General features: G+C 72.6%; 17 protein-coding genes and 3 tRNA genes. 13 read left to right on the top strand and 7 right to left on the bottom strand.

The window, feature by feature from the left end:
• Window positions 1–42 precede the first annotated feature (42 nt).
• Entirely contained in the window at window positions 43–1572 is a 1530-nt protein-coding gene (locus KUM40_RS04475; RefSeq protein ID WP_217163056.1) for a S1C family serine protease, read from the top strand.
• 145 nt (window positions 1573–1717) lie between these two features.
• Here the strand turns inward: KUM40_RS04475 and KUM40_RS04470 are convergent, their stop codons facing one another.
• Complete coding sequence (locus KUM40_RS04470) at window positions 1718–2611, bottom strand: NADP-dependent oxidoreductase (RefSeq protein WP_217163054.1); 894 nt, start codon at window positions 2609–2611, stop codon at window positions 1718–1720.
• Window positions 2612–2681: 70 nt separating this feature from the next.
• Here KUM40_RS04470 and KUM40_RS04465 point away from each other — a divergent pair, with 70 nt between their 5' ends.
• From KUM40_RS04465 to KUM40_RS41010, 3 genes are all read left to right on the top strand, one after another.
• On the top strand, window positions 2682–3269 hold the full coding sequence (locus tag KUM40_RS04465) for a TetR/AcrR family transcriptional regulator (protein ID WP_217163053.1): 588 nt from the start codon (window positions 2682–2684) through the stop codon (window positions 3267–3269).
• A gap of 125 nt (window positions 3270–3394) precedes the next feature.
• A tRNA-Ser gene (locus tag KUM40_RS04460) sits at window positions 3395–3481 on the top strand.
• A 120-nt stretch (window positions 3482–3601) separates the two neighbouring features.
• Window positions 3602–4663 carry a DUF4232 domain-containing protein gene (locus tag KUM40_RS41010; protein WP_217163051.1) on the top strand — a complete coding sequence of 354 codons (1062 nt, stop codon included), beginning with the start codon at window positions 3602–3604 and terminating at the stop codon, window positions 4661–4663.
• A gap of 98 nt (window positions 4664–4761) precedes the next feature.
• On the opposite strand, the gene KUM40_RS04450 is transcribed toward KUM40_RS41010, so the two are convergent.
• Both KUM40_RS04450 and KUM40_RS04445 read right to left on the bottom strand, forming a co-directional pair.
• Window positions 4762–5256, bottom strand: a complete 495-nt coding sequence (locus tag KUM40_RS04450; protein ID WP_217163049.1) for a hypothetical protein — start codon at window positions 5254–5256, stop codon at window positions 4762–4764.
• Window positions 5257–5332: 76 nt separating this feature from the next.
• Window positions 5333–6199, bottom strand: a complete 867-nt coding sequence (locus KUM40_RS04445) for a bifunctional DNA primase/polymerase (protein ID WP_217163048.1) — start codon at window positions 6197–6199, stop codon at window positions 5333–5335.
• A 373-nt stretch (window positions 6200–6572) separates the two neighbouring features.
• Here KUM40_RS04445 and KUM40_RS04440 point away from each other — a divergent pair, with 373 nt between their 5' ends.
• The 3 genes from KUM40_RS04440 (at window position 6573) to KUM40_RS04430 (ending at window position 9785) form a co-directional block, all read left to right on the top strand.
• On the top strand, window positions 6573–6899 hold the full coding sequence (locus tag KUM40_RS04440; RefSeq protein ID WP_217163046.1) for a hypothetical protein: 327 nt from the start codon (window positions 6573–6575) through the stop codon (window positions 6897–6899).
• A 443-nt stretch (window positions 6900–7342) separates the two neighbouring features.
• Window positions 7343–7960: a SigE family RNA polymerase sigma factor gene (locus KUM40_RS04435; protein ID WP_217163044.1), complete on the top strand. Its 618-nt coding sequence runs from the start codon at window positions 7343–7345 to the stop codon at window positions 7958–7960.
• Window positions 7961–8099: 139 nt separating this feature from the next.
• On the top strand, window positions 8100–9785 hold the full coding sequence (locus KUM40_RS04430; RefSeq protein ID WP_217163042.1) for a long-chain fatty acid--CoA ligase: 1686 nt from the start codon (window positions 8100–8102) through the stop codon (window positions 9783–9785).
• A 93-nt stretch (window positions 9786–9878) separates the two neighbouring features.
• Here the strand turns inward: KUM40_RS04430 and KUM40_RS04425 are convergent, their stop codons facing one another.
• Complete coding sequence (locus KUM40_RS04425; protein ID WP_374227345.1) at window positions 9879–11102, bottom strand: MFS transporter; 1224 nt, start codon at window positions 11100–11102, stop codon at window positions 9879–9881.
• A gap of 226 nt (window positions 11103–11328) precedes the next feature.
• Between KUM40_RS04425 and KUM40_RS04420 the strand changes: the two genes are divergently transcribed.
• The gene (locus tag KUM40_RS04420; RefSeq protein WP_217163038.1) at window positions 11329–11907 is read left to right on the top strand and encodes a TetR family transcriptional regulator; all 579 of its coding nucleotides are present in this window, start codon (window positions 11329–11331) and stop codon (window positions 11905–11907) included.
• A 57-nt stretch (window positions 11908–11964) separates the two neighbouring features.
• On the opposite strand, the gene KUM40_RS04415 is transcribed toward KUM40_RS04420, so the two are convergent.
• Window positions 11965–16413 (bottom strand): PAS domain-containing protein, encoded by a 4449-nt coding sequence (locus KUM40_RS04415; RefSeq protein WP_217163035.1) that lies wholly within the window; start codon window positions 16411–16413, stop codon window positions 11965–11967.
• A gap of 265 nt (window positions 16414–16678) precedes the next feature.
• On the bottom strand, window positions 16679–17140 hold the full coding sequence (locus KUM40_RS04410; RefSeq protein ID WP_217163032.1) for an SSI family serine proteinase inhibitor: 462 nt from the start codon (window positions 17138–17140) through the stop codon (window positions 16679–16681).
• Between the two features lie 223 nt (window positions 17141–17363).
• On the opposite strand from KUM40_RS04410, the gene KUM40_RS04405 reads away from it, so the two are divergent.
• The 3 genes from KUM40_RS04405 to KUM40_RS04395 all read left to right on the top strand — a co-directional run bounded on the left by KUM40_RS04405 (window position 17364) and on the right by KUM40_RS04395 (window position 19367).
• Window positions 17364–17454, top strand: a tRNA-Ser gene (locus KUM40_RS04405).
• Window positions 17455–17657: 203 nt separating this feature from the next.
• Window positions 17658–17730 (top strand) — tRNA-Arg (locus KUM40_RS04400).
• Between the two features lie 149 nt (window positions 17731–17879).
• On the top strand, window positions 17880–19367 hold the full coding sequence (locus KUM40_RS04395) for a penicillin-binding protein 2 (protein WP_217163030.1): 1488 nt from the start codon (window positions 17880–17882) through the stop codon (window positions 19365–19367).
• 28 nt (window positions 19368–19395) lie between these two features.
• On the opposite strand, the gene KUM40_RS04390 is transcribed toward KUM40_RS04395, so the two are convergent.
• Window positions 19396–19755 (bottom strand): helix-turn-helix domain-containing protein, encoded by a 360-nt coding sequence (locus KUM40_RS04390; protein WP_217163027.1) that lies wholly within the window; start codon window positions 19753–19755, stop codon window positions 19396–19398.
• An 80-nt stretch (window positions 19756–19835) separates the two neighbouring features.
• Here KUM40_RS04390 and KUM40_RS04385 point away from each other — a divergent pair, with 80 nt between their 5' ends.
• Both KUM40_RS04385 and KUM40_RS04380 read left to right on the top strand, forming a co-directional pair.
• On the top strand, window positions 19836–20717 hold the full coding sequence (locus tag KUM40_RS04385) for a DUF2797 domain-containing protein (RefSeq protein WP_217163025.1): 882 nt from the start codon (window positions 19836–19838) through the stop codon (window positions 20715–20717).
• 164 nt (window positions 20718–20881) lie between these two features.
• Window positions 20882–21772, top strand: coding sequence for an amidohydrolase family protein (locus KUM40_RS04380; RefSeq protein WP_217163022.1), 891 nt, complete (start codon window positions 20882–20884; stop codon window positions 21770–21772).

The following is a 21772-nucleotide window of genomic DNA, read 5'->3' as shown; positions in this document are numbered from 1 at the left end:
CCAGGGTGAGCGACAAACAGCCGTGGAACGAGGAGAAAAGCTGTGAGCACCGAGAACGAGGGCACCGCGGTACCCCCGGCCCCGTCCGCACCTCCAGTGCCGGTGGATGCTCCCGCTGCCTCCGCCCAGCCCCCCGCCCCGCACGCCCCGCACCAAGCCCCCGCCTCCGCACCCGAGGCCCCGGCGGCTCCCCCCGCCCAGGCCCCGACCGCGCCGCAGGGACACGCGGCACCGCAGGGGGGCGAGGTCCCGCAGGGATCCCCGGCTCCCGACGCCTCCTGGCCCCCGCCCCCGCCGCCGGGCACGCCGACCTCGACCGCGGCCCCGACCTCGGCGTCGACCCCGCCCCCGACGTACGGCGGTGCAGGCGGCGGTGACGGCTTCGGTGAGGGCTCCGGTGACGGTTCGGGCGGCGGCTGGGGAGCCTCGTACCAGCCGCCCGCCCCGAAATCGGGCCGCGGCCGTGGCGGCCTGGTCGCCGGTGTCCTGATCGCCGCGCTGGTCGCGGGCGGTCTGGGCGGCGGTCTCGGCTACACCCTGGCCAAGAACAACGACGACGGCGGCTCTACCACGGTCTCCGCCTCCGACACCGGCGGCTCCGTCAAGCGCGACGCTGGCACCGTGGCCGGCGTGGCCGCCAAGGCGCTGCCCAGCACGGTCACCATCCAGGCCGAGGGAAGCAACGGCGAGGGCGGCACCGGCACCGGCTTCGTCTTCGACAAGGAAGGCCACATCGTCACCAACAACCACGTGGTGGCGGAGGCGGTCGACGGCGGCAAGCTCAGCGCGACCTTCCCCAACGGCAAGAAGTACGAGGCCACGGTGGTCGGCCACGCCCAGGGCTACGACGTCGCGGTCATCAAACTCGAGAACGCCCCGTCGGACCTGAATCCCCTCCCCCTCGGCGACTCCGACAAGGTGGCGGTCGGCGACTCGACGATCGCCATCGGCGCCCCCTTCGGCCTGTCCAACACGGTGACCACGGGCATCATCAGCGCCAAGAACCGCCCCGTGGCCTCCAGCGACGGCAGCGCCGACAGCAAGTCGTCCTACATGAGCGCCCTGCAGACCGACGCGTCGATCAACCCGGGCAACTCCGGCGGCCCGCTGCTGGACGCCCAGGGCAACGTCATCGGGATCAACTCCGCGATCCAGTCCACGAGCAACGGCGGCTTCGGCACCGGCCAGGCCGGTTCGATCGGTCTGGGCTTCGCCATCCCCGTGAACCAGGCCGAGTTCGTCGCCAAGCAACTGATCGAGACCGGCAAGCCGGTGTACGCGAAGATCGGCGCCTCCGTCTCCCTGGAGCAGACGACCAGCGGCGCCAAGCTCACCGAGCAGGGCGTGGGCGGCTCCGACCCGGTCGAGCAGGGCGGTCCCGCCGACGACGCGGGCCTCAAGCCCGGTGACGTCATCACGAAGCTCGACGACCGGGTGATCGACAGCGGCCCGACCCTGATCGGCGAGATCTGGACCCACAAGCCCGGCGACGAGGTCACGGTCACCTACGAGCGCGGCGGCAAGGAGCACACGGCCAAGGTCACCCTGGGCTCCAAGATCGGCGACGACTGATCCCTCGTCCACCATCCATTCACGTCACCACCGGGGTCCGCCCCGGTGGTGACGTGCGTCCGGCGGGCGGCAACGCGGAGCGAGCGTCGCCGGACCGTTTCGCTTCAGGGCCCCGTCCCGGTCCCGGTCCCGGTTCGTAGCCGGCTCAGACGACGACGACCCGCCGCCCGCGCGTGTGACCGGCCTGGCTGTCGATGTGCGCCGCGGCGGCCTCGCCGAGCGCGTACGACTTCTCGACCGGGATGTGCAGCTTGCCCCGCGCGATCAGGCCGACGGCCTCGGCGAGCGCCGCCGGCACGCTTCCGGCCACGCCGGAGAACCGGACGCCGAACTCCGGCGCACCGAGATCGGCGATGGTGACGACCTTCCGCGGATCCCCGGTCAGCCCGACGAGCTCGCGGATCACCCCCGAGCCGGCCAGATCCAGGGCCGCGTCGACACGGCCGAGCCGCCGCACCCGCTCGACCCAGCCCTCGCCGTACGTCGTCGCGACGGCACCCAGGCCGCGCAGATACTCCTGGTTCGCGGCACCGGCCGTGCCGATCACCGTGATCCCGCGGTCGCGGGCGATCTGCAGCACCGCCGATCCGACTCCCCCGGACGCCCCGCTGACCAGCAGCGTCTGCCCGGCCCGCACACCGACCTCGCGGATGATCCGCAGCGCGGTCTCCACCACGGAGGGGTACCCGGCCGCCTCCTCGAACGTCAGGCCCTCGGGCATACGGGCCCAGGCCGACAGCACGGCGAACTCGGCATAGGTGCTCGCCCCTTCGCCGAACACGTGATCACCGACCTCGACCCCCTCGACGCCCTCACCGACCTCGTCCACCACCCCGGCGGCGTCCAGCCCGACCCCGGCGGGCAACTCGATCGGATGGGCCCCCAGGACCTGGCCCTCACGGACCCGCCAGTCGACGGGATTCACACCCGCCGCGCGCACCGCGATGCGTACCCGGCCGGGGCCCGGGTGGGGCTCCTCGGCGTCGATGAGATGCAGAACGTCCGGACCGCCGAACTCGGCGAAGCTCACTTTCTTCATGCGCTCGACCGTAACACTAACGGTTAGCTTTTAATAACGGTTACACTTTCGTACCTGATAGCCTGCGGCCATGACCGTGCAGTCCGGACGCCGTGAACGCAAGAAGGCCGCGACCCGTCAGAAGATCGCCGACACCGCGCTGCGGCTCTTCCTGGAACGCGGGTACGACGCGGTCGGCATCCGTGACGTGGCCGCCGAGGCCGACGTGGCCGTCACCACGCTCTTCTCCCACTTCGCCTCGAAAGAGGCCCTGGTGTTCGAGCAGGACGAGGACTTCGAACAACGCCTCACGCAGGCGGTCACCGCCCGTGCGCCGCACGAGCCGCTCATCCCCGCACTGCGCCGCGAGATCCTGGCCCTGGTGCGCCATTGCACGGCGGACGGCGCCGCCCCGATCTGGCGCATGATCGACACGTCACCCGCCCTGCGGAAGTACGACGAGTCGATGCGCCTGCGCCACGCGGACGCGTTGGCCACGGCCATCACCGCCGACCCCGGCCTCACACTGAGCCCGACGGCCGGCCGCACGATCGCCAGATTCGTGATCGACGCCTACTCACTGGCCCGCGAGGCGCCCGCCCCGGAGGCCGCGCTGGACGAGATCTTTCCGATGATCGAGGCAGCCTGGGCGGTCGCCTCCCCTCCTCGAAGCCCCTGAGCCTCCGCCGCCCACCCACCCCTGCGGACGCACGAACCGGACAGCCCCCGCGCGGACCAGGAGCCCCACCCAGCGAGCGAGGCCGGTAGGCTGTACCCGCTCCGCCCCAGGCGGGACGGCGCAGGGGTGGGTTGCCCGAGCGGCCTAAGGGAACGGTCTTGAAAACCGTCGTGGCAGCGATGTCACCGTGGGTTCAAATCCCACACCCACCGCGGTGATTGACGGTCCTCGACCAGGTATCCGGTCGGGGGCCGTTGGCCTGTGACGGGGCTGTGACCGGAGGTGTGGCTTCCGTCACGGTCGAAGTGGGGTGGGGCTGGTGGGGTGGGGGAATGCTAATTCCCCAGCTCCGTGCGCCGCTTGCGGTCTCCGGTGCTCTCGTGGTCAGTCTTCTGCTGGGTGCCTGTGGTACCCAGACCGGCGCATCGGAGGCGGAGGCCGGCGGAGAGGCGGACAGTCGGTGTGGGGGCCTTGCCACCGACGAGGGCACTTCCGTCCCCGACGTCACATCCACCGCCGGTGCCGAGCGGGACGGGGTGCGGGTCGTCGGGATGGTCGAGCGGGACGGGGCAGGCGCCGGGGGGAGTGCGTCTCCCAGTGGCGGGGCGAGTGAGCGGCCCGGGGTGTCCGTTACGGCGGAGAGTCTTCCGGGGGTGGGGGCATCGGCCGGTGTGGGCTCGTGTGTCGTCGCGTATGAGGTGACCAATCTGGATGCCGAGCCCTTCACGTACACCATCACCTTCTCCCTGATGGACGACCGGGGCAGGGCGATGTCGAACGTCGAGGAGACGGTGGCGTCCGTGGGGGCGGGGCGGACCGTGCGGCGGACTCTCGAGCACGTCGGGTACCCGGGCCGTGGCGGGCGCGGCACCGGGCAGGTGAGGATTCTCGATGTGGAGCGGGTGCCCTCTGACGAGGCGCCGGCGGCCGCCGGTACGTGCCCGCCGTCCGGGCTGCGGCTGACCGCCGACCGGGGTGACGCGGCCATGGGGCTGCGTGTCGTGGGGCTGCATTTGGAGAACTGCGGCACTCGGACCTACTCCCTGGAGGGTTATCCGGTGCTGCAGTTGCTCGACGCGGAGCGGCAGCCGGTGGACGGGATCGAGATCCTTCGCGGTACCGACGGCATCCCCATGGCGGGCGGGGACGACGGGCCCCCCGGGCCGGTGACCCTGCGGCCGGGTGAGTCCGCCGTGTCGGGCCTGGCGTGGCGCAACACCACTCAGTTCGGGGAGGCGGTGACCGTGCCGTACGTCAGGGTCCGGGCCGAGGCCGGCGCCGACGCCGTGACGGTCGCGCCGCACCTCGACCTGGGCACTACCGGGGAGCTGGGTGTCCGGGCGTGGCGCAAGGATGAAGAAGGGGAGGGCGGGGCGGTACGGCCTTCGTCCTGAGAGGCCGTCTCGTTGGGCGGCCGCACCCGCTCAGCCGGCTGAAGTGTTCTGTGTCGCCCCGCTCTCTTCCCCCCATCCTCCGTTGAAGCGGAGCCCGGTCAAGGGCCTGACGGGTAAGGCCGGTCCGAGATGTCCCCGAACTCGTAGTCCCGGGCCAGTGCCGCCCAGTCGACGTCACGCAGGGCGGGTTCCGTGTCGTAGGTGTCCGGTATGCGGGAGGTGGGCTGGAACCAGATGACGGTCAGGCCGGAGCGGTAGCGGACCGGGTCGTTGGCCGGGGTCAGGGGCGTGGAGGAGAAACGGCCCACGCAGGCGACGCGCGGGAGTGTCTCGACGGGGCCGAAAGCGCCCGCGTACTGGTCCGGGTACGCGCGGGGTGGCGGGATCAGGTGTACCGGGGTGGTGGGGGACATCCCGGCGGCGGTGTGCAGGAGTGTCTTGATGCGCAGGTCGTTGACGGGGCGGCACGGGTAGCCCTCCGGCATGCCGCCGTAGGTCGGCGTGAGGCGCAGTTCGGCCAGGTCGACGCTGCGGCCGGAGGTCAGGACGACCCGGGTCAGCGACATGGTCGGTGCTTTGGGGCGGTCGTGCATCGGGGGCTTTCGGGTTCGTGCCGGGTGGGGCGGGCGGCAATGGCGTGCGGCTTCGGTCAGGGGCGTGCGGCGTCGGTCAGGGGCGGTGGCCCGTCATGCGGGCCGCCGACGCGATCGTCGCGCGGGCCTCGTGTTCGGTCAGGCCGGTGGTCCGGGCGGCTTCCAGCAGGGGGGCGAGCAGCTCCGGGCCGATGCCGTTCTCGTAGGCGCGGCAGGCCGCCCAGAAGAGGCGGGTGTTGCGCTGGCCCTCGTGGGCGGTGAGGACGAACTGGACCAGGCCCCGTCCGCCCGCCACCGTCCCGCCTCCGGTACGCCGGACGGGCGGCGGGAGCAGCAGGCGCAGGAGCGCGGGCGGGCAGGCCGCCGGGGGCAGGTGGGACGTACCGGGGGCGGTCGTGTAGGCGCCGTGGCGGGTGCGGGAGCCGGGGCCGACCAGGTAGCCGCCGGCGCCCCGGATGTCGATGCCGGGGGCGAGGCGGCCGGCCGAGTTGGGGACGACGTGGCCGGGCGGTCCCGTCAGCCACAGGTGGCGGCCTCCGCTGGGAGTCACGACGACGACCGTGGGCGGGATCGTGAACAGGTGGCGCAGGGCCAGTTCACGCAGGGCGGCCGAGGAGTCCGTCTCCGACTTCGTGTCCAGGTCAACGCCGATCAAGTAGTGCGGGGGCAGGCCGCAGGCGATGCCGTAGCCCGTGGCCCAGGGGGCGGCGGCGAAGAGGGCGCGGATGCGGGCCGGGTCGGTGGAGGCGTCGTGGACACCGTGGCCGAAGCGGCCGCACTCGCCGTGGCAGGTGAACGGCTGCAGTGCCGGGGCGTCGCGGTGGGGGGAGCGCAGGGCCGGGAGCTTCGTCCGGGCCAGGGGGATGACGGCCAGTCCGCGTTCCGCGGCGGACAGGGCGTGTGCGAGGGCCAGCGTCGTGGCCTGCCGGTCGGTGGTGGCCATGGGTCTATTTTCGTACGCATGTTCGAGAAAGGGAAGAGTGGGTGAGCGCGACGCGCCGGGGGAGCGGGGTGGGCGAAAAAAGTGGCGGAACGCTTCGCCTCTTGCGGCGCTTGGGGTGGAGCTGTCCTTGCTGCCCCGAGCTGGTACGGAAGGGAAGCAAAGGGGTTTATCGACTTGTCCTCACGCTTGAGGGCGAATCAGGGCTTACGGGGTGGTTCGCCGGGGGGCCGGTGGGCAAGTCTGATCACGCGACGTCGTGCACAGCGTCGAGGCGGTCGGCCAACTGCCTTGGCACAAGCTCTAGTTCACGCAGGTTCAGGTACTTCTCGCGTTGTCGGCTGAAGCCGGTGCGCACTTGTTCTGGAGGAACAACATGGCAAGCATCCGTACCGCCCGTGTCGTCGCCGCCGTCGCCGCACTTCCGCTCGCCGCCGCTCTCTTCGGTGGCGTGGCCACGGCGGACAACGGCGCCTTCGCGGACGACGGATCGAACGCGACCGCCGCCAGCGCCAACGCCGGCATCCTCGGCAGCGGCGTCGGCGACGACAACAACGGCAACTCGTCCACCACGCAGCAGCAGGCGGTCGGCTCGGGGGCCTCGAACCAGAGCAACACCGCGCAGGTCGACGGCTCCGCGTTCACGGCGATCAATCAGGGCAACGAGAACGTGGCCATCAGCTTCTCCCCGCTGTGGTGGTGAGCTGAGGGGCCGGCGCGGGTGCGCTGCCGCGCCGGCCCCCGGGTCCTTGTGCGGGTGTGCTTCATGGGGTCGCAGTGCGTCTGGGTGGCGGTGCTTCGGTACCGCCGCGCAGGCGTTTTCGTGCCTTTGGCTCCCGTTTGGGTCCTGTATGACTCCCCGTCTGGCTCCCCGTCTGGCTCCTGTCCGACTCCCCGTCTGGTTCCTGTCTGAGGCTCGCCTGGCTCCCGTCTGGCTCTCGCCGGCGGACTGTCTCGCCGGCTGGCCCCCGGGGAGCCCTCGGGGGAGACGTCAGGGGAGCCCTCAGGGGTTGACCCGCAGTACGGCTCCTCCCCTCGTCCACCTACAGGAGGTGGGGCCAACACCACCCCTACAACCTGAGGCGGACTCGGCTTCGGGACCTGCGGCCGATCCGCCGGGCGCCCTCTCGCTCATAGCGTTGAGTCATGACCACACCCGTCTGCACCAGCGCTTCGAACGCCGCCACAGCCACGGCACGGGCCACGGCACGGGCCACGGCGCCGGCCATCTCACCGGCCGTGGCCGCAGCACGGAAGCAGGCCTTCTCGTACGCGTCGTTCTCGTCGTACGTGAAGGCCCGCCAGCCGGTGCTGCTGCGTACCGCCCGGTCGCTCACCGCGAACCCGAGCGACGCGGAGGATCTGCTGCAGACCGCGCTCACCAAGACGTACGTGGCCTGGGAGCGCATCGAGGACCATCGCGCGCTGGACGGCTATGTGCGCCGGGCGCTGCTGAACACCCGGACGTCGCAGTGGCGCAAGCGCAAGGTGGACGAGTTCGCCTGCGACGAGCTGCCCGAGCCGGATCCCGTGCCCGGCGCCGACGACCCGGCGGAGCGGCAGGCCCTGCACGACGCGATGTGGCGGGCGATCATGAAGCTGCCGGCCCGACAGCGTGCGATGGTCGTCCTCAGGTACTACGAGGACCTCAGCGAGGCCCGGACGGCCGAAGTGCTCGGAGTTTCCGTGGGCACGGTGAAGTCGGCGGTGTCCCGGGCGCTCGGCAAGCTCCGCGAGGACCCTGAGCTGGGGATTGTTCGGTAATGAAAGTCTTTGGGTGCTTCGGTGGATGACGCCGATCCGCACTCCGACGGGCAACTCGTACTGATCGATCACCCGGGACTAGTGACATACCGCGCGGTATGTGCGCAGAATCAGCGCAACCCTTACCGCCGCGTAGGCAATGTCGCCCCGGGAGGACACCGTGCTGAGCACGATGCAGGATGTACCGCTGCTGATATCGAGGATCCTGACCCACGGGTCGACGATCCACGGCAGTTCGCAGGTGACCACCTGGACCGGTGAGGACGAGCCGCACCGCCGTTCCTTCGCCGAGATCGGCGCCCGCGCCGCCCAGCTCGCGCACGCCCTGCGTGAGGACCTCGCCGTCGGCGACGACGAACGCGTGGCGACCCTCATGTGGAACAACGCCGAGCATGTCGAGGCCTACTTCGCGATCCCCTCGATGGGCGCGATCCTCCACACCCTCAATCTCCGCCTTCCGCCCGAGCAGCTCGCCTGGATCGTGAACCACGCGGCCGACCGCGTCGTGATCGCCAACGGCTCCCTGCTCCCGCTGCTCGCCCCGCTGCTGCCGCACCTCAAGACGGTCGAGCACGTCGTCGTCACCGGGCCCGGCGACCGCACGCTGCTGGACGGGGCCGCCGTCCAGGTGCACGAGTACGAGGACCTGATCGCCCGGAAGCCCACCACGTACGACTGGCCCGAGCTGGACGAGCGTGCCGCGGCCGCCATGTGCTACACCTCCGGCACCACCGGGGACCCCAAGGGCGTGGTCTACAGCCACCGCTCCATCTACCTGCACTCCATGCAGGTCAACATGGCCCAGTCGATGGGCCTGACCGACGAGGACACCTCGCTGGTCGTGGTCCCGCAGTTCCACGTCAACGCCTGGGGACTGCCGCACGCCACCTTCATGACCGGCGTCAACATGCTGATGCCGGACCGCTTCCTCCAGCCGGCCCCGCTCGCCGCGATGATCGAGAGCGAGCGGCCCACGCACGCCGCCGCCGTCCCCACCATCTGGCAGGGGCTGCTCGCCGAGCTGACCGCGAAGCCCCGGGACGTCTCCTCCCTCACCCAGGTCACCATCGGCGGCTCCGCCTGTCCCCCGTCGCTGATGGAGGCCTTCGACGCGCTCGGCATGCGGGTCTGCCACGCCTGGGGCATGACGGAGACCTCCCCGCTGGGCACGATCGCCCGGCCGCCGGCCCGCGCGGTCGGGACGCCGGAGGAGTTCGCGTACCGGCTCACCCAGGGCCGCTTCCCGGTCGGCGTCGAGGCCCGCCTCACCGGTCCCGGCGGCGAGCGCCTGCCCTGGGACGGCGAGTCCGCGGGTGAGCTGGAGGTGCGCGGCAACTGGATCGCCGGCGCCTACTACAACGGTCCCGGGGCCGAGCCGATGCGTCCCGCCGACAAGTTCAGCGAGGACGGCTGGCTGAAGACCGGTGACGTCGGCACGATCTCCCCCGACGGCTTCCTCACCCTCACCGACCGGGCCAAGGACGTCATCAAGTCCGGCGGGGAGTGGATCTCCTCCGTCGAGCTGGAGAACGCGCTGATGTCCCACCCGGACGTCGCCGAGGCCGCCGTGGTCGCCGTCCCCGACGACAAGTGGGGCGAGCGTCCGCTGGCCACCGTCGTCCTGCGGGAGGGCGCCACCGCCGACTTCACCGCCCTGCGCACCTTCCTCGCCGAGGACGGCAAGATCGCCAAGTGGCAGCTCCCGGAGCGCTGGACGGTCATCGAGACGGTGCCGAAGACCAGCGTCGGCAAGTTCGACAAGAAGGTGCTTCGCAGGCAGTACGCCGACGGCGGGCTGGACATCACGGACATCACCCGCCTCTGACCGTACGGCCGAGGCGGGCAGGACCGAGGCGCGCACGGGGCGGGGGCGCCGGGTGGGGATCCGCACCCACCCGGCGCCCCCGTGTCCGCGTGCCTACCGTGTCCGCACCGCCGTGGCCGACCACCCCAGCACCAGCCACACCCCCGCCACCGCGCACACGCCGCCCCAGCCCCAGTGGCCGAACGCGGGTCCCGCGAGGGCCGAGGCCAGCGCGCCGCCCGCGAAGCCGGCGACGACGTACGCCGTGTTGGCGGTGGCTGGGGCGGAGGTGGTGGTCAGGGCGAGGGTCTGGTTGGCGACGTGGGAGGCGACCAGGGCGGCGTGTACCAGGACGGCCGCCGCGCACAGGGCCGCCATCGCCTGCCCGCCCAGCCAGAACAGCGGCAGCGACAGCGCGGCCAGCAGATACGCGGACCGTACGACCCTGGCGGCGCCGAACCGGTCGACCAGGCCGCCCGCGAGCGGCGCGACCACACTCGCCGCGAGCCCGAACAGGCCGAACAGCCCGGCCGCCGCGGTGGTCATGCCGTACCCGTCGTCGCTCGCCAGGAGCAGCGCGAGCGAGGTCCACAGGGCGCTCCACGCGCCGTACATCCCCGCCTGGCGCACGCATGCCCGCCACAGGTCGGGCGAGTGGCGCACCACGCCCGGTATCGCGACGAGCCCCGCGAACAGCGGACCGCCCCGCCGCTGCCGCCGCTCCACGGGCAGGATGTACGCGGTCGCAAGGCCCAGTACGGCGGTCAGTACGGCGGCGCCCACGAACACCGCGCGCCAGCCGAAGGCCTGCCCGGCGAGACCGCCGAGCACCCGGGCCGCCACGACGCCGGTGAACAGGCCCGCGATGACGGCCGCGACATGCCGGGCCCGGCGGTCGGCGGGGGCGCGCCGGGCGACCAGCGGGACCAGGAGCTGCGGTACGACGGTCGCGGCCGAGGCGACCAGGACGGCGCCCGCGAGCGCGCCGGTCCCGGCCGACGCGGCGGCGGCGAGCAGGGCCGCCGTGGCGACCAGTGAGAGGGCGGCGACCAGGCGGCGCCGGTTCACGGTGTCCCCGAGCGGGGCGAAGAAGAGCAGGCCGGCCGCGTATCCGAGCTGCGCGACCGAGGCGAGCCAGGCGACCCCCGAGGGGGTGGAGCCCATGTCGTGGGCGATGAGGGGGAGCAGGGGCGCCGCGAGGTAGATGTTGGCGGCCGTCACGGCGGTGCAGAGGGCGATCAGGGGGAGGAAGAGCCGGGCGGCGGCGGCGCCGGACGGCCCGGTCCCAGGTGTCCCAGGTGTCTCGGGTGTCTCGGGTGTCTCGGGTGTCCGAGGTATCCCAGGTGTCCCAGAAATTACAGATATCCCGGCGGTTCCGGTCCGCGTGGTTGCGGACGATGACGGCGGTGGCGACGGTGACGGCATGAGCGGAGCCACTCCTTCGAGCGCACTGACAACTAGCAACTAACTGGTTGGTTGGAAGAACTCCCGGAGTCTGGCCCGCATTCCCGATCCGTGTCAACCAAATAGTTGGTTACCGGGTCCGTCCCGCTACCCTGGCCTCATGGCAGCAAGAGACCCCGAGGCCACCAAAGCCCGGATCTTCGAGGCGGCGGTCGCGGAGTTCGCCCGCCACGGCATCGCCGGCGCGCGCATCGACCGCATCGCGGCGGAGGCCAAGGCGAACAAGCAACTGATCTACGCCTACTACGGCAACAAGAGCGAGCTGTTCGCGTCCGTCCTCGAGAAGAAGATGCTCGACCTCGCGATCTCGGTCCCCGTCGACCCGGACGACATCGAGGGCTGGGTCGACCGCCTGCTGGACTACCACGCCGCCCACCCCGAGCTGCTGCGCCTCCTCTTCTGGGAGGGCATGGAGTACGGCACCGCCGAGCTGCCCCACGAGGCCGAACGCCAGGCCCACTACGCCCGCAAGGTCGCCGCCGTGCGGGACGGCCAGGAGCGCGGCGTGGTCACCGACGCGATCCCGGCGTCCGACCTGCTGTTCCTGCTGGTCGCGATGGCCAACTGGGCGGTCGTCGTGCCCCAGATGCATCGCATCCTGGTCGGCGGCGAGGACACCGACGCCGACCGTCTGCGCGCCTCGATCAAGAAGGCGGCGCGCAGGATCGTCGACGGGTAGCGCCCGGGCGTAGGAGCGGGACGCCGGAGCGGGGCGTCGGAGCGGGTCGCCGGAGCGTCAGTTGGTCCCGATCCGGGAGAGCAGCTCGACGATCCGGGCCTGCACCTCGCCGCTGGTGGAACGCTCCGCCAGGAACAGCACCGTCTCGCCCGAGGCCAGCCGCGGCAGGTCCGCCTGGTCGACGGCGGCGGTGTAGACGACGAGCGGGGTGCGGTTGAGCTGCCCGTTGGCACGCAACCAGTCGACGATCCCGGCCGCGCCCTCCTGCCCGCGCTGCACCCGCATCAGGTCCATCACGACCAGGTTCGGCCGGAACTGCCCCGCCAGCGTCACCGCGTCGGCGTCGCTCGCCGCCCGCGCCACCTGCATCCCGCGCCGTTCCAGCGTCGCGGTCAGCGCCAGCGCGATCTCCGCGTGCTCCTCGATCAGCAGTACGCGCGGCGGATGCTGCTCGCTGTCCCGGGGCGCGAGCGCCTTCAGCAGTACGGCCGGATCGGCGCCGTAGGCGGCGTCCCGCGAGGCCTGTCCGAGCCCGGCCGTGACCAGCACCGGAACCTCGGCCGCCACCGCCGCCTGCCGCAGCGACTGGAGTGCCGTGCGCGTGATCGGCCCGGTCAGCGGGTCGACGAACAGCGCGGCGGGGAACGCCGCGATCTGCGCGTCGACCTCCTCGCGCGAGTGCACGATCACCGGCCGGTAGCCGCGGTCACTGAGCGCCTGCTGCGTGGAGACGTCCGGCGCGGGCCACACCAGCAGCCGCCGCGGATTGTCCAGCGGCTCCGGCGGCAGTTCGTCGTCCATCGGCTGCGGACGCGGCGGGTCCGCCACCTCCACGGCCCCGCCGGGCCCGTCCAGCGGTTCGGGTCCCTCGGCCGCGTTCCGGTCCGGTGCCCCTATGGCGTACGACCGTCCGGCGCCCTCGGTGACCGGCGCGATCCGTCGCTGACCGCCGACCGACGACTGCTGCTCCTGCTCCTGCTCTTGGGGCTGCGGCTGGGACTGCTTCTTCGGCTGCGCGGTGGGCGGCTGCTCGGCGGACGGGTGCGGGCGGGCCGACTGCTCCGGGCGGGCGGCGGCCGGGTCGGGCGGCGTACCCAGCTTGCGGCGTCGGCCGCCGACGCCCGGCTGGTGCGGGGCGGGTGTGGCCGACGGCGGCGGGGCGGCGGGCAGGGCCGACGACTGCTGCACCTGGACCGCCTGCCGGTTGAACGGCACGCCCTGGCCCAGGGTCCGCACGCTGATCGCCCGCCCCTGGGTCGAGTTCGGGTCGACGGGTGCGGACGCCTCGGCGGGCAGGGGCTGCGCCGCGCGGGGGGCGGGCGCGTTCTCGGGCGGCAGCGGGGTGCCCCGGCTCGGCGTGGAGGCGGGGACGCCCTGTGCAGGCGCGGGTGCGGGGGCCGCAGGTGCGGATGCCGGTGCGGCGGGCGGTACGGGGGTGCCGGCGCCCTGCGTGTCCGCGGTGGCGGGCCACGACTGCGGGGCGGGGGCGGGCTGACCGGCGGCAGCGGAGGGCGGCGCGGTGTCGGCGCCTGCCTCCGCACCCGCGGCCCGGGTGGTCTGGGCGGCCGGGGCGGGTACACCCCGGCCGGCGGTGTGCTGCGCGGGCACGGGGGCTCCCTGCACCGGCGGCGCCCCTTGAACCGGGGTGCCCTGCGCCGGAGCGTTCTGCGCGGGAGCGTTCTGTGCCGGTCGGCCCTGCCCCGGCACCGATTCCTCGGTCGGCCGGGTGGCTCCGGCCCGGCGGCGGCGTCCGGTGGGCGCCTCGGCCGGATGCGGCTGCGGCGGCGTGTGGTCGTCGGCCTGGTCGTGCGGTACGGCGTCGTGACGGCCGGCGTCGCCCAGGGCGTCACCGGGAACGGCCGGTCCGGGCACCTGGGCCCGGCCAACCTGCCCCTGCGCCGCTCCCGTGGGCGCGGCCACGGGAGCCCCAGGAGTCCCTGGTGCCTCCGTCGTCCCGTCGGACGGCCGGTCGGCGTCGGCGTCGGTGTCGGCGGGGGGCAGGGCGAACACCTGGCGCGGGGCCGCCTCCTGTGCGGCGGCGCGTTCGTTCGCGGAGGCCAGGGCGCGGCGTCGGCGCCCCGTCGGCCGGTCCGCGTCGGCCGGATCCGACGCGCCGGCCTGCGCGGGCAGCGCCGGAGGCAGCGCCTGCTGCTCCCCGCCGTCCTGTCCGGCACCTCGGCCGGCGGGCGCGGGCACGCCCTGCGGCGGTACGGCCCCACCCAGACCGGTGTTGGACGCCGCGGCCCCTCCGCCGTGCTCGCCGGCCATGACGACGGCGCCCTCGGACACCCCGCCGAGCGGCCCCTGGGGCACCCCGGCGACTTCGGCCCCGGCGACCTCGGCACCGGCGGACTCCGCGGGCCGCCCGCGCCGCCGCCCCGTACCACCCGACCCGGCGCCCTCGCCCGGCCCCGCCTGCGCGGGCACCGGGAGCGGGGCGGAGGCCACGGCCTGTCCATGGGCGGCCTGTCCGGGGACGGCTTGTCCCGGGGCGGTCTGTCCTTGGGCGGCCTGCTCCTGAGCGAGCTGCTCCTGAGCCTGCTGAGCCTGGGCCGCGCGTCGCCTGCGCCGCCCGGTCGGTGCGGCGTTCTCCGCCTCCGGCTCGGCACCGCCCGCGTCCGGCGCTCCCGCGACCTCGCTCTCCAGGAACGCGTCGACGGACGCCCGCCGAGCCCGCCGCCGCCCGCCCCCGTGCGCCGGCGCCCGCACGGCCACGGCGTTGTCCGTACCCACGACCTCCGCGACCTCCGCGACCCCCGAGACCCCTGCGGCACCGTCGTCGCCGTGAACGGCGACCCCGGCGCCCAGGGCGAGCTGGGCGGCCTGGGCCGCGACCGCCCCCGCCCCGCCACCGATCGGCACCTCCAGCACGTACGCGCTGCCGCTCATGCCCGGCACCTCGTGTGTCTGCAGCACGCCACCGTGCGCCCGCACGATCCCGCGCACGATCGGCTCGTGCACCGGGTCTCCCCCGGCGTACGGTCCGCGCACCTCGATGCGTACGACCTCGCCGCGCTGCGCCGCCGCGACCACGACGGTGTTGTCCAGGTAGCCGCCCGTCGCCGACACCGGCGAGTTGCCGGTGGCGTCGACGCCCGCGACGTCCGCGACGAGATGGGCGAGCGCGGTGGCCAGCAGCCGGGGATCGACCTCGGCCTCGATGGGCGGCGCGTGCACGGCGAACTGCACCCGCCCCGGCCCGATCAGCTCCACGGCCCCGTCGACACCGGCGGCGACGACGGCGTCGAGCATCACCTTCGTACGGGCGACCTGCTCGTTGCCGACGTCGAGGCGCTGGTAGCCGAGGACGTTGTCGATGAGGGTGGTGATGCGCGCGTAGCCGGCCGACAGGTGGTGCAGCACCTGGTTGGCCTCGGGCCACAACTGCCCGGCGTCGTCCGACGCCAGCGCGGCCAGCTCCTGGCGCAGCTCGTCGAGGGGGCCGCGCAGGGAGTCGCCGAGGAGGGTGAGCAACTGCTCGTGCCGGGCGGCGATCGCCTCGTACCGGTCCTTCTCCCGCTCGCCGAGGGCCGCGTAGCGGTCGGCGTCCGCGGCGGTCTCCTCCGCGTGCTGCTCCCGCAGCTCCGCCAGCTCGCTCGCGTGCCGCTGACGCAGTGCGGTCAGCTCGGAGGCGTGCTCCTCGACGAGCCGCTCCATTTCCTCGGCCTGCCGCTGCGCCGCCTCCTCGTGCTCCTTGACGAGCGCGTCGTGGGGACGCCGGTCGGTGAAGGTCATCACGGCACCGACGAGCTGGTCGCCGTCGCGCACCGGCGCCGTCGTCAGGTCGACCGGCAACTGGTCGCCGCTCTTGGCGAACACCACCTGCCCGCGCACCCGGTGCTTGCGCCCGGAGCGCAGGGTGTCGGCGAGCGGGGACTCGTCGTACGGGAAGGGCGAGCCGTCGGCGCGCGAGTGCAGGACGAGGGTGTGCAGTTCACGGCCGCCGAGTTCACCGGCCCGGTAGCCCAGGATCTGGGCGGCGGCCGGGTTGACGAGGACGATCCGGCCGTCGGTGTCGGTGCCCACGACGCCCTCGGAGGCGGCCCGCAGGATCATCTCGGTCTGCCGCTGCGAACGGGCCAGCTCGGCCTCGGTGTCGACGGTGCCGGAGAGGTCGCGGACGACGAGCATCAGCAGTTCGTCGCCGGTGTAGCCGTAGGTGTCGTAGGCCTGCTGGCCGGTCTCCAGGTTGGCGCTGGTGACCTCGACCGGGAACTCGGAGCCGTCGGTGCGCCGGGCGATCATCCGGGTCGGCTTGGTGCGCGCCCGTGGATCGATGTGGTCCGGCCGCCGCATGGACCCGGGGATGAGCCGCGAGTCGAACTGCGGCAGCAGATCCAGCAGTCCGCGACCGACCAGCGCGGTGCCGGGCGTCTCGAACGCCTCCAGCGCGATGGTGTTCGCGTTGACCACGGTGCCGTTTGCGTTGACCAGGACCAACGCGTCGGGCAGCGCGTCCAGTATGGCTGCGAGGCGAGCAGTGCCTCGGGATGGCCTGCTGCTCACGAGACGCTTCCCTCCTATTACCGCACTTGCCGACCGCCTGGGCCATCTTGCCAATCGGCCCGCGGCGTGTCACGCGACGGAGTCTAAGGGTTGGGGCCCGGCGGGCGGCGTGGGATGGGACGGAGGTCGCACGAGGAAGTGACGTAGAACGTGTGACCGGTAACCGTCGGGAACCGCCCACGGCCGTCATCCGCACCCCCGCGACCGGCCCCTGGGAGCGGTCCCGCGACGGGGTCTCCGCGACAGGGTGGCCAGGACCGGGTCGTCAGGACCGCGTCGGTGCTCCCACCTCGGGCAGCAGGGGCACCATGCGGTCCCAGCGGGAGATCTCGCAGCCGTCGCGGCGGTCGTACGTCGCGTCGACGGGGCGTCCGGCCCAGGTGCCGGTGACGTGCGCGGTGGCCGGGCCGCCGTACTGCATGGTGCAGACGCTGCCCTCGGGCACCGGCGCGAAGGTGTCCTCGCCCCACCGGGTGCTGCGCTCGACGACGGCGCAGGCGCCCTCCGGGTCGGGGTGGTCGCCGCCGCCGGGGTGGCAGTACAGCTCGTACGTGCCGTCCGCGCCGGCACCGGCGTCGCGGACGGTGACCGTCAGGTGATCACCGTCCGGGACGGCGGGGCCCGCGGCGGCGGCCGGGTGCGCGGCGCAGAGGGCGGCGAGCGAGGCGACGGACAGGGCGGCGGCGCCGAGGAGGCGGGCGGCGGGGGTGCGGGTGACCTGGAACATGACCTGACCAACGCGCCGGCCGCCCGGACGTTGCGCGTCCGGCCGTGGGGTACGCCGTGGATACGCCGTGAGTAGGCCGCGAGTAGGCCCTGGGTACGCCGTAAGGGCTTTGCCCTGTGGCCTGCCCGCCTAGTACCGTAGGGGTCGATTGGTGACAGCGCGCTCAACTGTGTCATCATCGGCACGCGCCATTCGCGCTCGCACGCGAAGGGTGATGTTGTCTGGAGGCGTCGCCTAGTCCGGTCTATGGCGCCGCACTGCTAATGCGGTTTGGGTTTTAAAGCCCATCGAGGGTTCAAATCCCTCCGCCTCCGCACCGATCACCGAAGCCCCGGCCCACACGGCTGGGGCTTCGGTGTTGGCGGGGTGCGCACATCATGCCATTGTGGTCGTTTTCGCAGGTCACAAGGGGTGTGGCCAATGGATTTCACATGGCGGCGGCAGTCATGTAATGTTCTTCCTGTCGCCGCGAGCGGGCCGGAAGGGCCGGGAGCGGCGGTAAAACTGAACAAGACGAGCACTCGTAGCTTAACGGATAGAGCATCTGACTACGGATCAGAAGGTTGCAGGTTCGAATCCTGCCGAGTGCACATGAAGCGAAGGCCCCGTCGAGTGATCGGCGGGGCCTTCGACGTTTCCCTGTCGACGTGATCATTGTGCGCAACTGTGCTTAGGCTGAGCGCATGTTGCGAGGACCAGTCTTCATATCCGACCGGCCGAGCCTCCACGGAGGCCACCCGTGAACAAGCCCCTGAGGGCCGTGGCGATCTTCTGCGGGCTGCTGGTGCTCGGCCTGCTGATCCGCGTGAACTGGCTGCAGTACGTCCGGGCCCCGGAGCTGGCCTCAGACACCAAGAACCGGCGGGTGCAGATCGAGCAGTTCGCCACCCCGCGCGGCGACATCGTCGTCGGCGGGCGGGCCGTCACCGGCTCCAAGGAGACCGAGGGCACCGACCTCAAGTACAAGCGCACCTACGCCGACGGGCCGATGTACGCGCCGGTGACGGGATACGCGTCGCAGGCCCAGGGCATGACGCTGCTGGAGAAGACCTACGACTCCATCCTGACCGGCAAGGACGACCGGCTGGCGTTCCAGCGGTTCGCCGACGTCGTCAGCGGCGAGGGCCGGCGGGCCGGGTCGGTGGTCACCACCATCGACCCGAAGGCGCAGAAGGCCGCCTGGGACGGGCTGACCGACCTGAAGGGCGCGCGGGGGGCCGTGGTCGCGCTCGATCCGCAGACCGGCAAGGTGCTGGCACTCGTCTCGGCGCCCTCCTACGATCCGTCGGCGTTCGCGGGCAACACCTTCAAGGAGTCCGACCGTTTCGTCGCGCTCGGCAAGAAGAAGAACAAGCCGCTGGCCAACCGCGCGCTGCGCGAGACCTACCCGCCGGGCTCCACCTTCAAGATCCTCACCGCGGCCGCCGCGCTGGAGCACGGTGCCGTCACCGACGTCGACGCCCGCACCGACGCCGTCTCGCCGTACCCGCTGCCGCAGTCCAGCAACGAGATCAGCAGTGAGGCCGGCGACGCGGTCTGCAACAAGGCCTCGATGAAGACCGCCATGCAGTACTCCTGCAACAACGTCTTCCTCGACGCCGCGGCCGAGCTGGGGCAGGACAAGATGCGCGAGACGGCCGAGAAGTTCGGCTTCAACGAGGACGTCTACTCCGACGACTTCGGCGACCTGCTCGCCACCAAGAGCCTCTACCCGGAGGAGCTCGACCTGCCGGGCACCGCCCTCACCGGCATGGGACAGGGCAGCCTCACCAGTACGCCGATGCAGATGGCCATGGTCACCGCCGGGCTGGCCAACGACGGCAAGGTGATGCAGCCCTACATCGTCGACGAGGTCAAGGGCCCGGACCTCGACACCCTGGAGAAGACCGAGCCCGCGGTGATGAGCGAGGCGGTCTCCGCCGAGACCGCGCAGAAGGTCCAGGACATGATGGAGTTCACCGCCAAGGAGGGCAGCGCCCGCCGCGCCCAGATCGAGGGCATCACCGTCGGCGGCAAGACCGGTACCGCGCAGCGTGGTGTCGACGTGAACGAAAAGGTGCCGTACGGCTGGTTCGTGTCCTACGGCAAGAACGACGACGGGTCCTCCGTCGCGGTGGCCGTGTTCATCGACCCGACCGACATGGACATCTCCCGCGAGGACATCTCCGGTGGCGGGCTCGGCGCACCCATCGCCAAGAGCGTGATGAAGGCCGTGCTGAAGCAGTGACACGGCCGGCCCACCGGACGGTGGTGGGTCACGCCCGCGTCGCGTCGTACGCCTCGCGGGCCCGCTCGACCGCCGCCATCCGCCGCTCCGTCCAGCGCGCGAGGCCCTGGACGTGTTCGGCGGCCTCGCGGCCGAGGCCGGTGAGGGAGTAGTCCACGCGGGGTGGGATCACGGGCTTGGCGTCCCGATGGACCAGGCCGTCGCGCTCCAGGGTCCGCAGCGTCTGGGCCAGCATCTTCTCGCTGACCCCGCCGATCTCCCGGCGCAGTTCGCTGAAGCGGTACGGGCGGTCCAGCAGGGCGATCAGGGCCAGGGTGCCCCAGCGGCTGGTGATGTGTTCCATGACGAGGCGCTCCGGGCACATCGCTTCACTTTCTGCCATGCCCATACGGTACTTCCGGGCGGGCACTCACCTCGAGTGGGTGCCCGCCCGGTTGATGTCAGAGGTGGCCGCTACTCTCGGCGGTGATGGCACAGGCATGGAAGTGCTCGGGGCTGCGGTGGGCGGCGGACGGTCCCGTGCTGACGTGGGTCGGAGGGCGGCGCAGTGCGCTGGTCCGGGGGAGGCGGGTGGCCTTCGGGGTCGCCGAGGGGGGTGTGCGGACCTGTGTGGGAGCGCGGGGCCACGCGTGCCCGCTGCGGGCGGGCGTGCCGGGGCGGAGTACGGGGGCGCGGTGCGAGGAGTGCGCGCGGCTGGACCGGGCCCACTCCGTGGCCGCCGACACCATGGCGGACGATCCGCGTCCGTACCGCGTCTATCTGGCGTGGTTCGGTCCGGGGCTCGTCAAGGTCGGGATCACCGCATATGAACGGGGGGACGCGCGGCTGCTGGAGCAGGGGGCCGTGTGCTTTAGCTGGCTGGGCCGCGGGCCGCTGATGGCCGCGCGCCGGACCGAGGAGCTGCTGCGGGCCGCGCTGGGCGTGCCCGACCGCATTCCGTACGCCCACAAGCGCGCGGTGCGGGCCGGGTTGCCCGGGGCGGCGGCGGAGCGGGCGGCCGAGATCGCCGGGTTGCACGCGCGGGCGGCCGCGCTCGGCGGCTGGCCGGAGTCGCTGACGCCGGAGCCCTTCCGGGCCGTCGACCACGCGGGTGTCTTCGGGCTCGAGGGGGCGGACCCGGGCCGGGCCGCCGTGGCGGAGGTGGCCGAGCTGGTGGCGGGCGGGGCGATCGGGGGTGAGCTGGTGGCGGCCGCCGGGCCGGATCTGGAGCTGGCGACGGAGCGCGGCGTCGTCGTGCTCGACACACGGCTGATGACCGGATGGGAGCTGGTGTCCGCGGAGGGCGAGCCGTGCGCCGTGCCCCTGCGGGAGCTCAAACGAGCGGCCGGAGTACAGGACGGGCTGTTCTGACCTCTGATCTCTGACCTCGCACTTTCCGGGCTCTCGCACTTTCCGGGCCCTCCCCTCGGCTCCGCCTTCGGCCCTCCCTTCCGCCTCCTTCGGCCTCTCCTCTTCGGGCCTCTCCTCTTCGGTCCCCCCTTGTTCGCGGGGCCGCGGGGCGCGATCGTGGCCGCATGAGTGATCACGAGGCCGGGCAGGTCCGCCGGTTCTGGGAGGGGCTCGGGCTGCCCGGGCTGGTCGACGTGCACACGCACTTCATGCCCGAGCGGGTGCTGCGCAAGGTCTGGGGCTACTTCGACGCCCTCGGACCGCTGACCGGCGGGGTCGAGTGGCCGATCACCTATCGGAAGGAGGAGGACGAACGCGCGGAGCTGCTGCGGGCGTTCGGGGTGCGGGCCTTCACCGCCATGCTGTATCCGCACAAGGCGGGCATGGCCCAGTGGCTGAACGACTGGGCGGTGGACTTCGCCCGCCGGACGCCCGACTGCCTGCACACCGCCACCCTCTTCCCCGAGCCGGGCGTCGAGACGTATGTCCGCCGGGCCGTCGAGTCGGGGGCGCGGGTCTTCAAGGCGCATGTGCAGGTGGGGGCATACGACCCGGCCGACGAGCTGCTCGACCCGGCGTGGGCGGTGCTCGCCGAGGCGGGGGTCCCGGTCGTCATCCACTGCGGGTCGGGACCGGCGCCCGGCAAGCACACCGGCCCCGAGCCGATCGCGCGCGTCCTCGCGCGCCACCCCCGGCTGCGGCTGGTCGTCGCGCACCTGGGGATGCCCGAGTACGAGGACTTTCTCGACCTCGCCGAGCGGTACGGGGAGGTGCGGCTGGACACGACCATGGCGTTCACCGACTTCAGCGAGCGTCTCGCGCCCTTCCCGCGCCGTGCGCTGCCCCGGCTGGCGGACCTCGGCGACCGCGTCCTGCTGGGTTCGGACTTCCCCAACATCCCCTATCCCTACCTGCATCAGCTACACGTGCTGGAGCGGCTGGAGCTGGGGGACGACTGGCTGCGCGGCGTCTGCCACGACAACGCGGCCCGGCTGTTCGGGCTGCCGGGGCGCTGA

Origin of the sequence: Streptomyces sp. AC512_CC834 (genome assembly GCF_019049325.1) — a bacterium.
Lineage (GTDB): Bacteria > Actinomycetota > Actinomycetes > Streptomycetales > Streptomycetaceae > Streptomyces.
The sequence above is the reverse complement of the archived record's forward strand: the minus strand, read 5'-3'. Positions and strand labels throughout refer to the sequence as shown.

What these genes read in the sequence shown, in the direction of transcription:
- KUM40_RS04470 (WP_217163054.1), bottom strand. Translation starts at nt 2,611, where the DNA reads ATGAAGAAAGTGAGCTTCGCCGAGTTCGGCGGTCCGGACGTTCTGCAT.
- KUM40_RS04465 (WP_217163053.1), top strand. Translation starts at nt 2,682, where the DNA reads ATGACCGTGCAGTCCGGACGCCGTGAACGCAAGAAGGCCGCGACCCGT.
- KUM40_RS41010 (WP_217163051.1), top strand. Translation starts at nt 3,602, where the DNA reads ATGCTAATTCCCCAGCTCCGTGCGCCGCTTGCGGTCTCCGGTGCTCTC.
- KUM40_RS04450 (WP_217163049.1), bottom strand. Translation starts at nt 5,256, where the DNA reads ATGCACGACCGCCCCAAAGCACCGACCATGTCGCTGACCCGGGTCGTC.
- KUM40_RS04445 (WP_217163048.1), bottom strand. Translation starts at nt 6,199, where the DNA reads ATGGCCACCACCGACCGGCAGGCCACGACGCTGGCCCTCGCACACGCC.
- KUM40_RS04440 (WP_217163046.1), top strand. Translation starts at nt 6,573, where the DNA reads ATGGCAAGCATCCGTACCGCCCGTGTCGTCGCCGCCGTCGCCGCACTT.
- KUM40_RS04435 (WP_217163044.1), top strand. Translation starts at nt 7,343, where the DNA reads ATGACCACACCCGTCTGCACCAGCGCTTCGAACGCCGCCACAGCCACG.
- KUM40_RS04430 (WP_217163042.1), top strand. Translation starts at nt 8,100, where the DNA reads ATGTCGCCCCGGGAGGACACCGTGCTGAGCACGATGCAGGATGTACCG.
- KUM40_RS04420 (WP_217163038.1), top strand. Translation starts at nt 11,329, where the DNA reads ATGGCAGCAAGAGACCCCGAGGCCACCAAAGCCCGGATCTTCGAGGCG.
- KUM40_RS04410 (WP_217163032.1), bottom strand. Translation starts at nt 17,140, where the DNA reads ATGTTCCAGGTCACCCGCACCCCCGCCGCCCGCCTCCTCGGCGCCGCC.
- KUM40_RS04390 (WP_217163027.1), bottom strand. Translation starts at nt 19,755, where the DNA reads ATGGGCATGGCAGAAAGTGAAGCGATGTGCCCGGAGCGCCTCGTCATG.
- KUM40_RS04385 (WP_217163025.1), top strand. Translation starts at nt 19,836, where the DNA reads ATGGCACAGGCATGGAAGTGCTCGGGGCTGCGGTGGGCGGCGGACGGT.
- KUM40_RS04380 (WP_217163022.1), top strand. Translation starts at nt 20,882, where the DNA reads ATGAGTGATCACGAGGCCGGGCAGGTCCGCCGGTTCTGGGAGGGGCTC.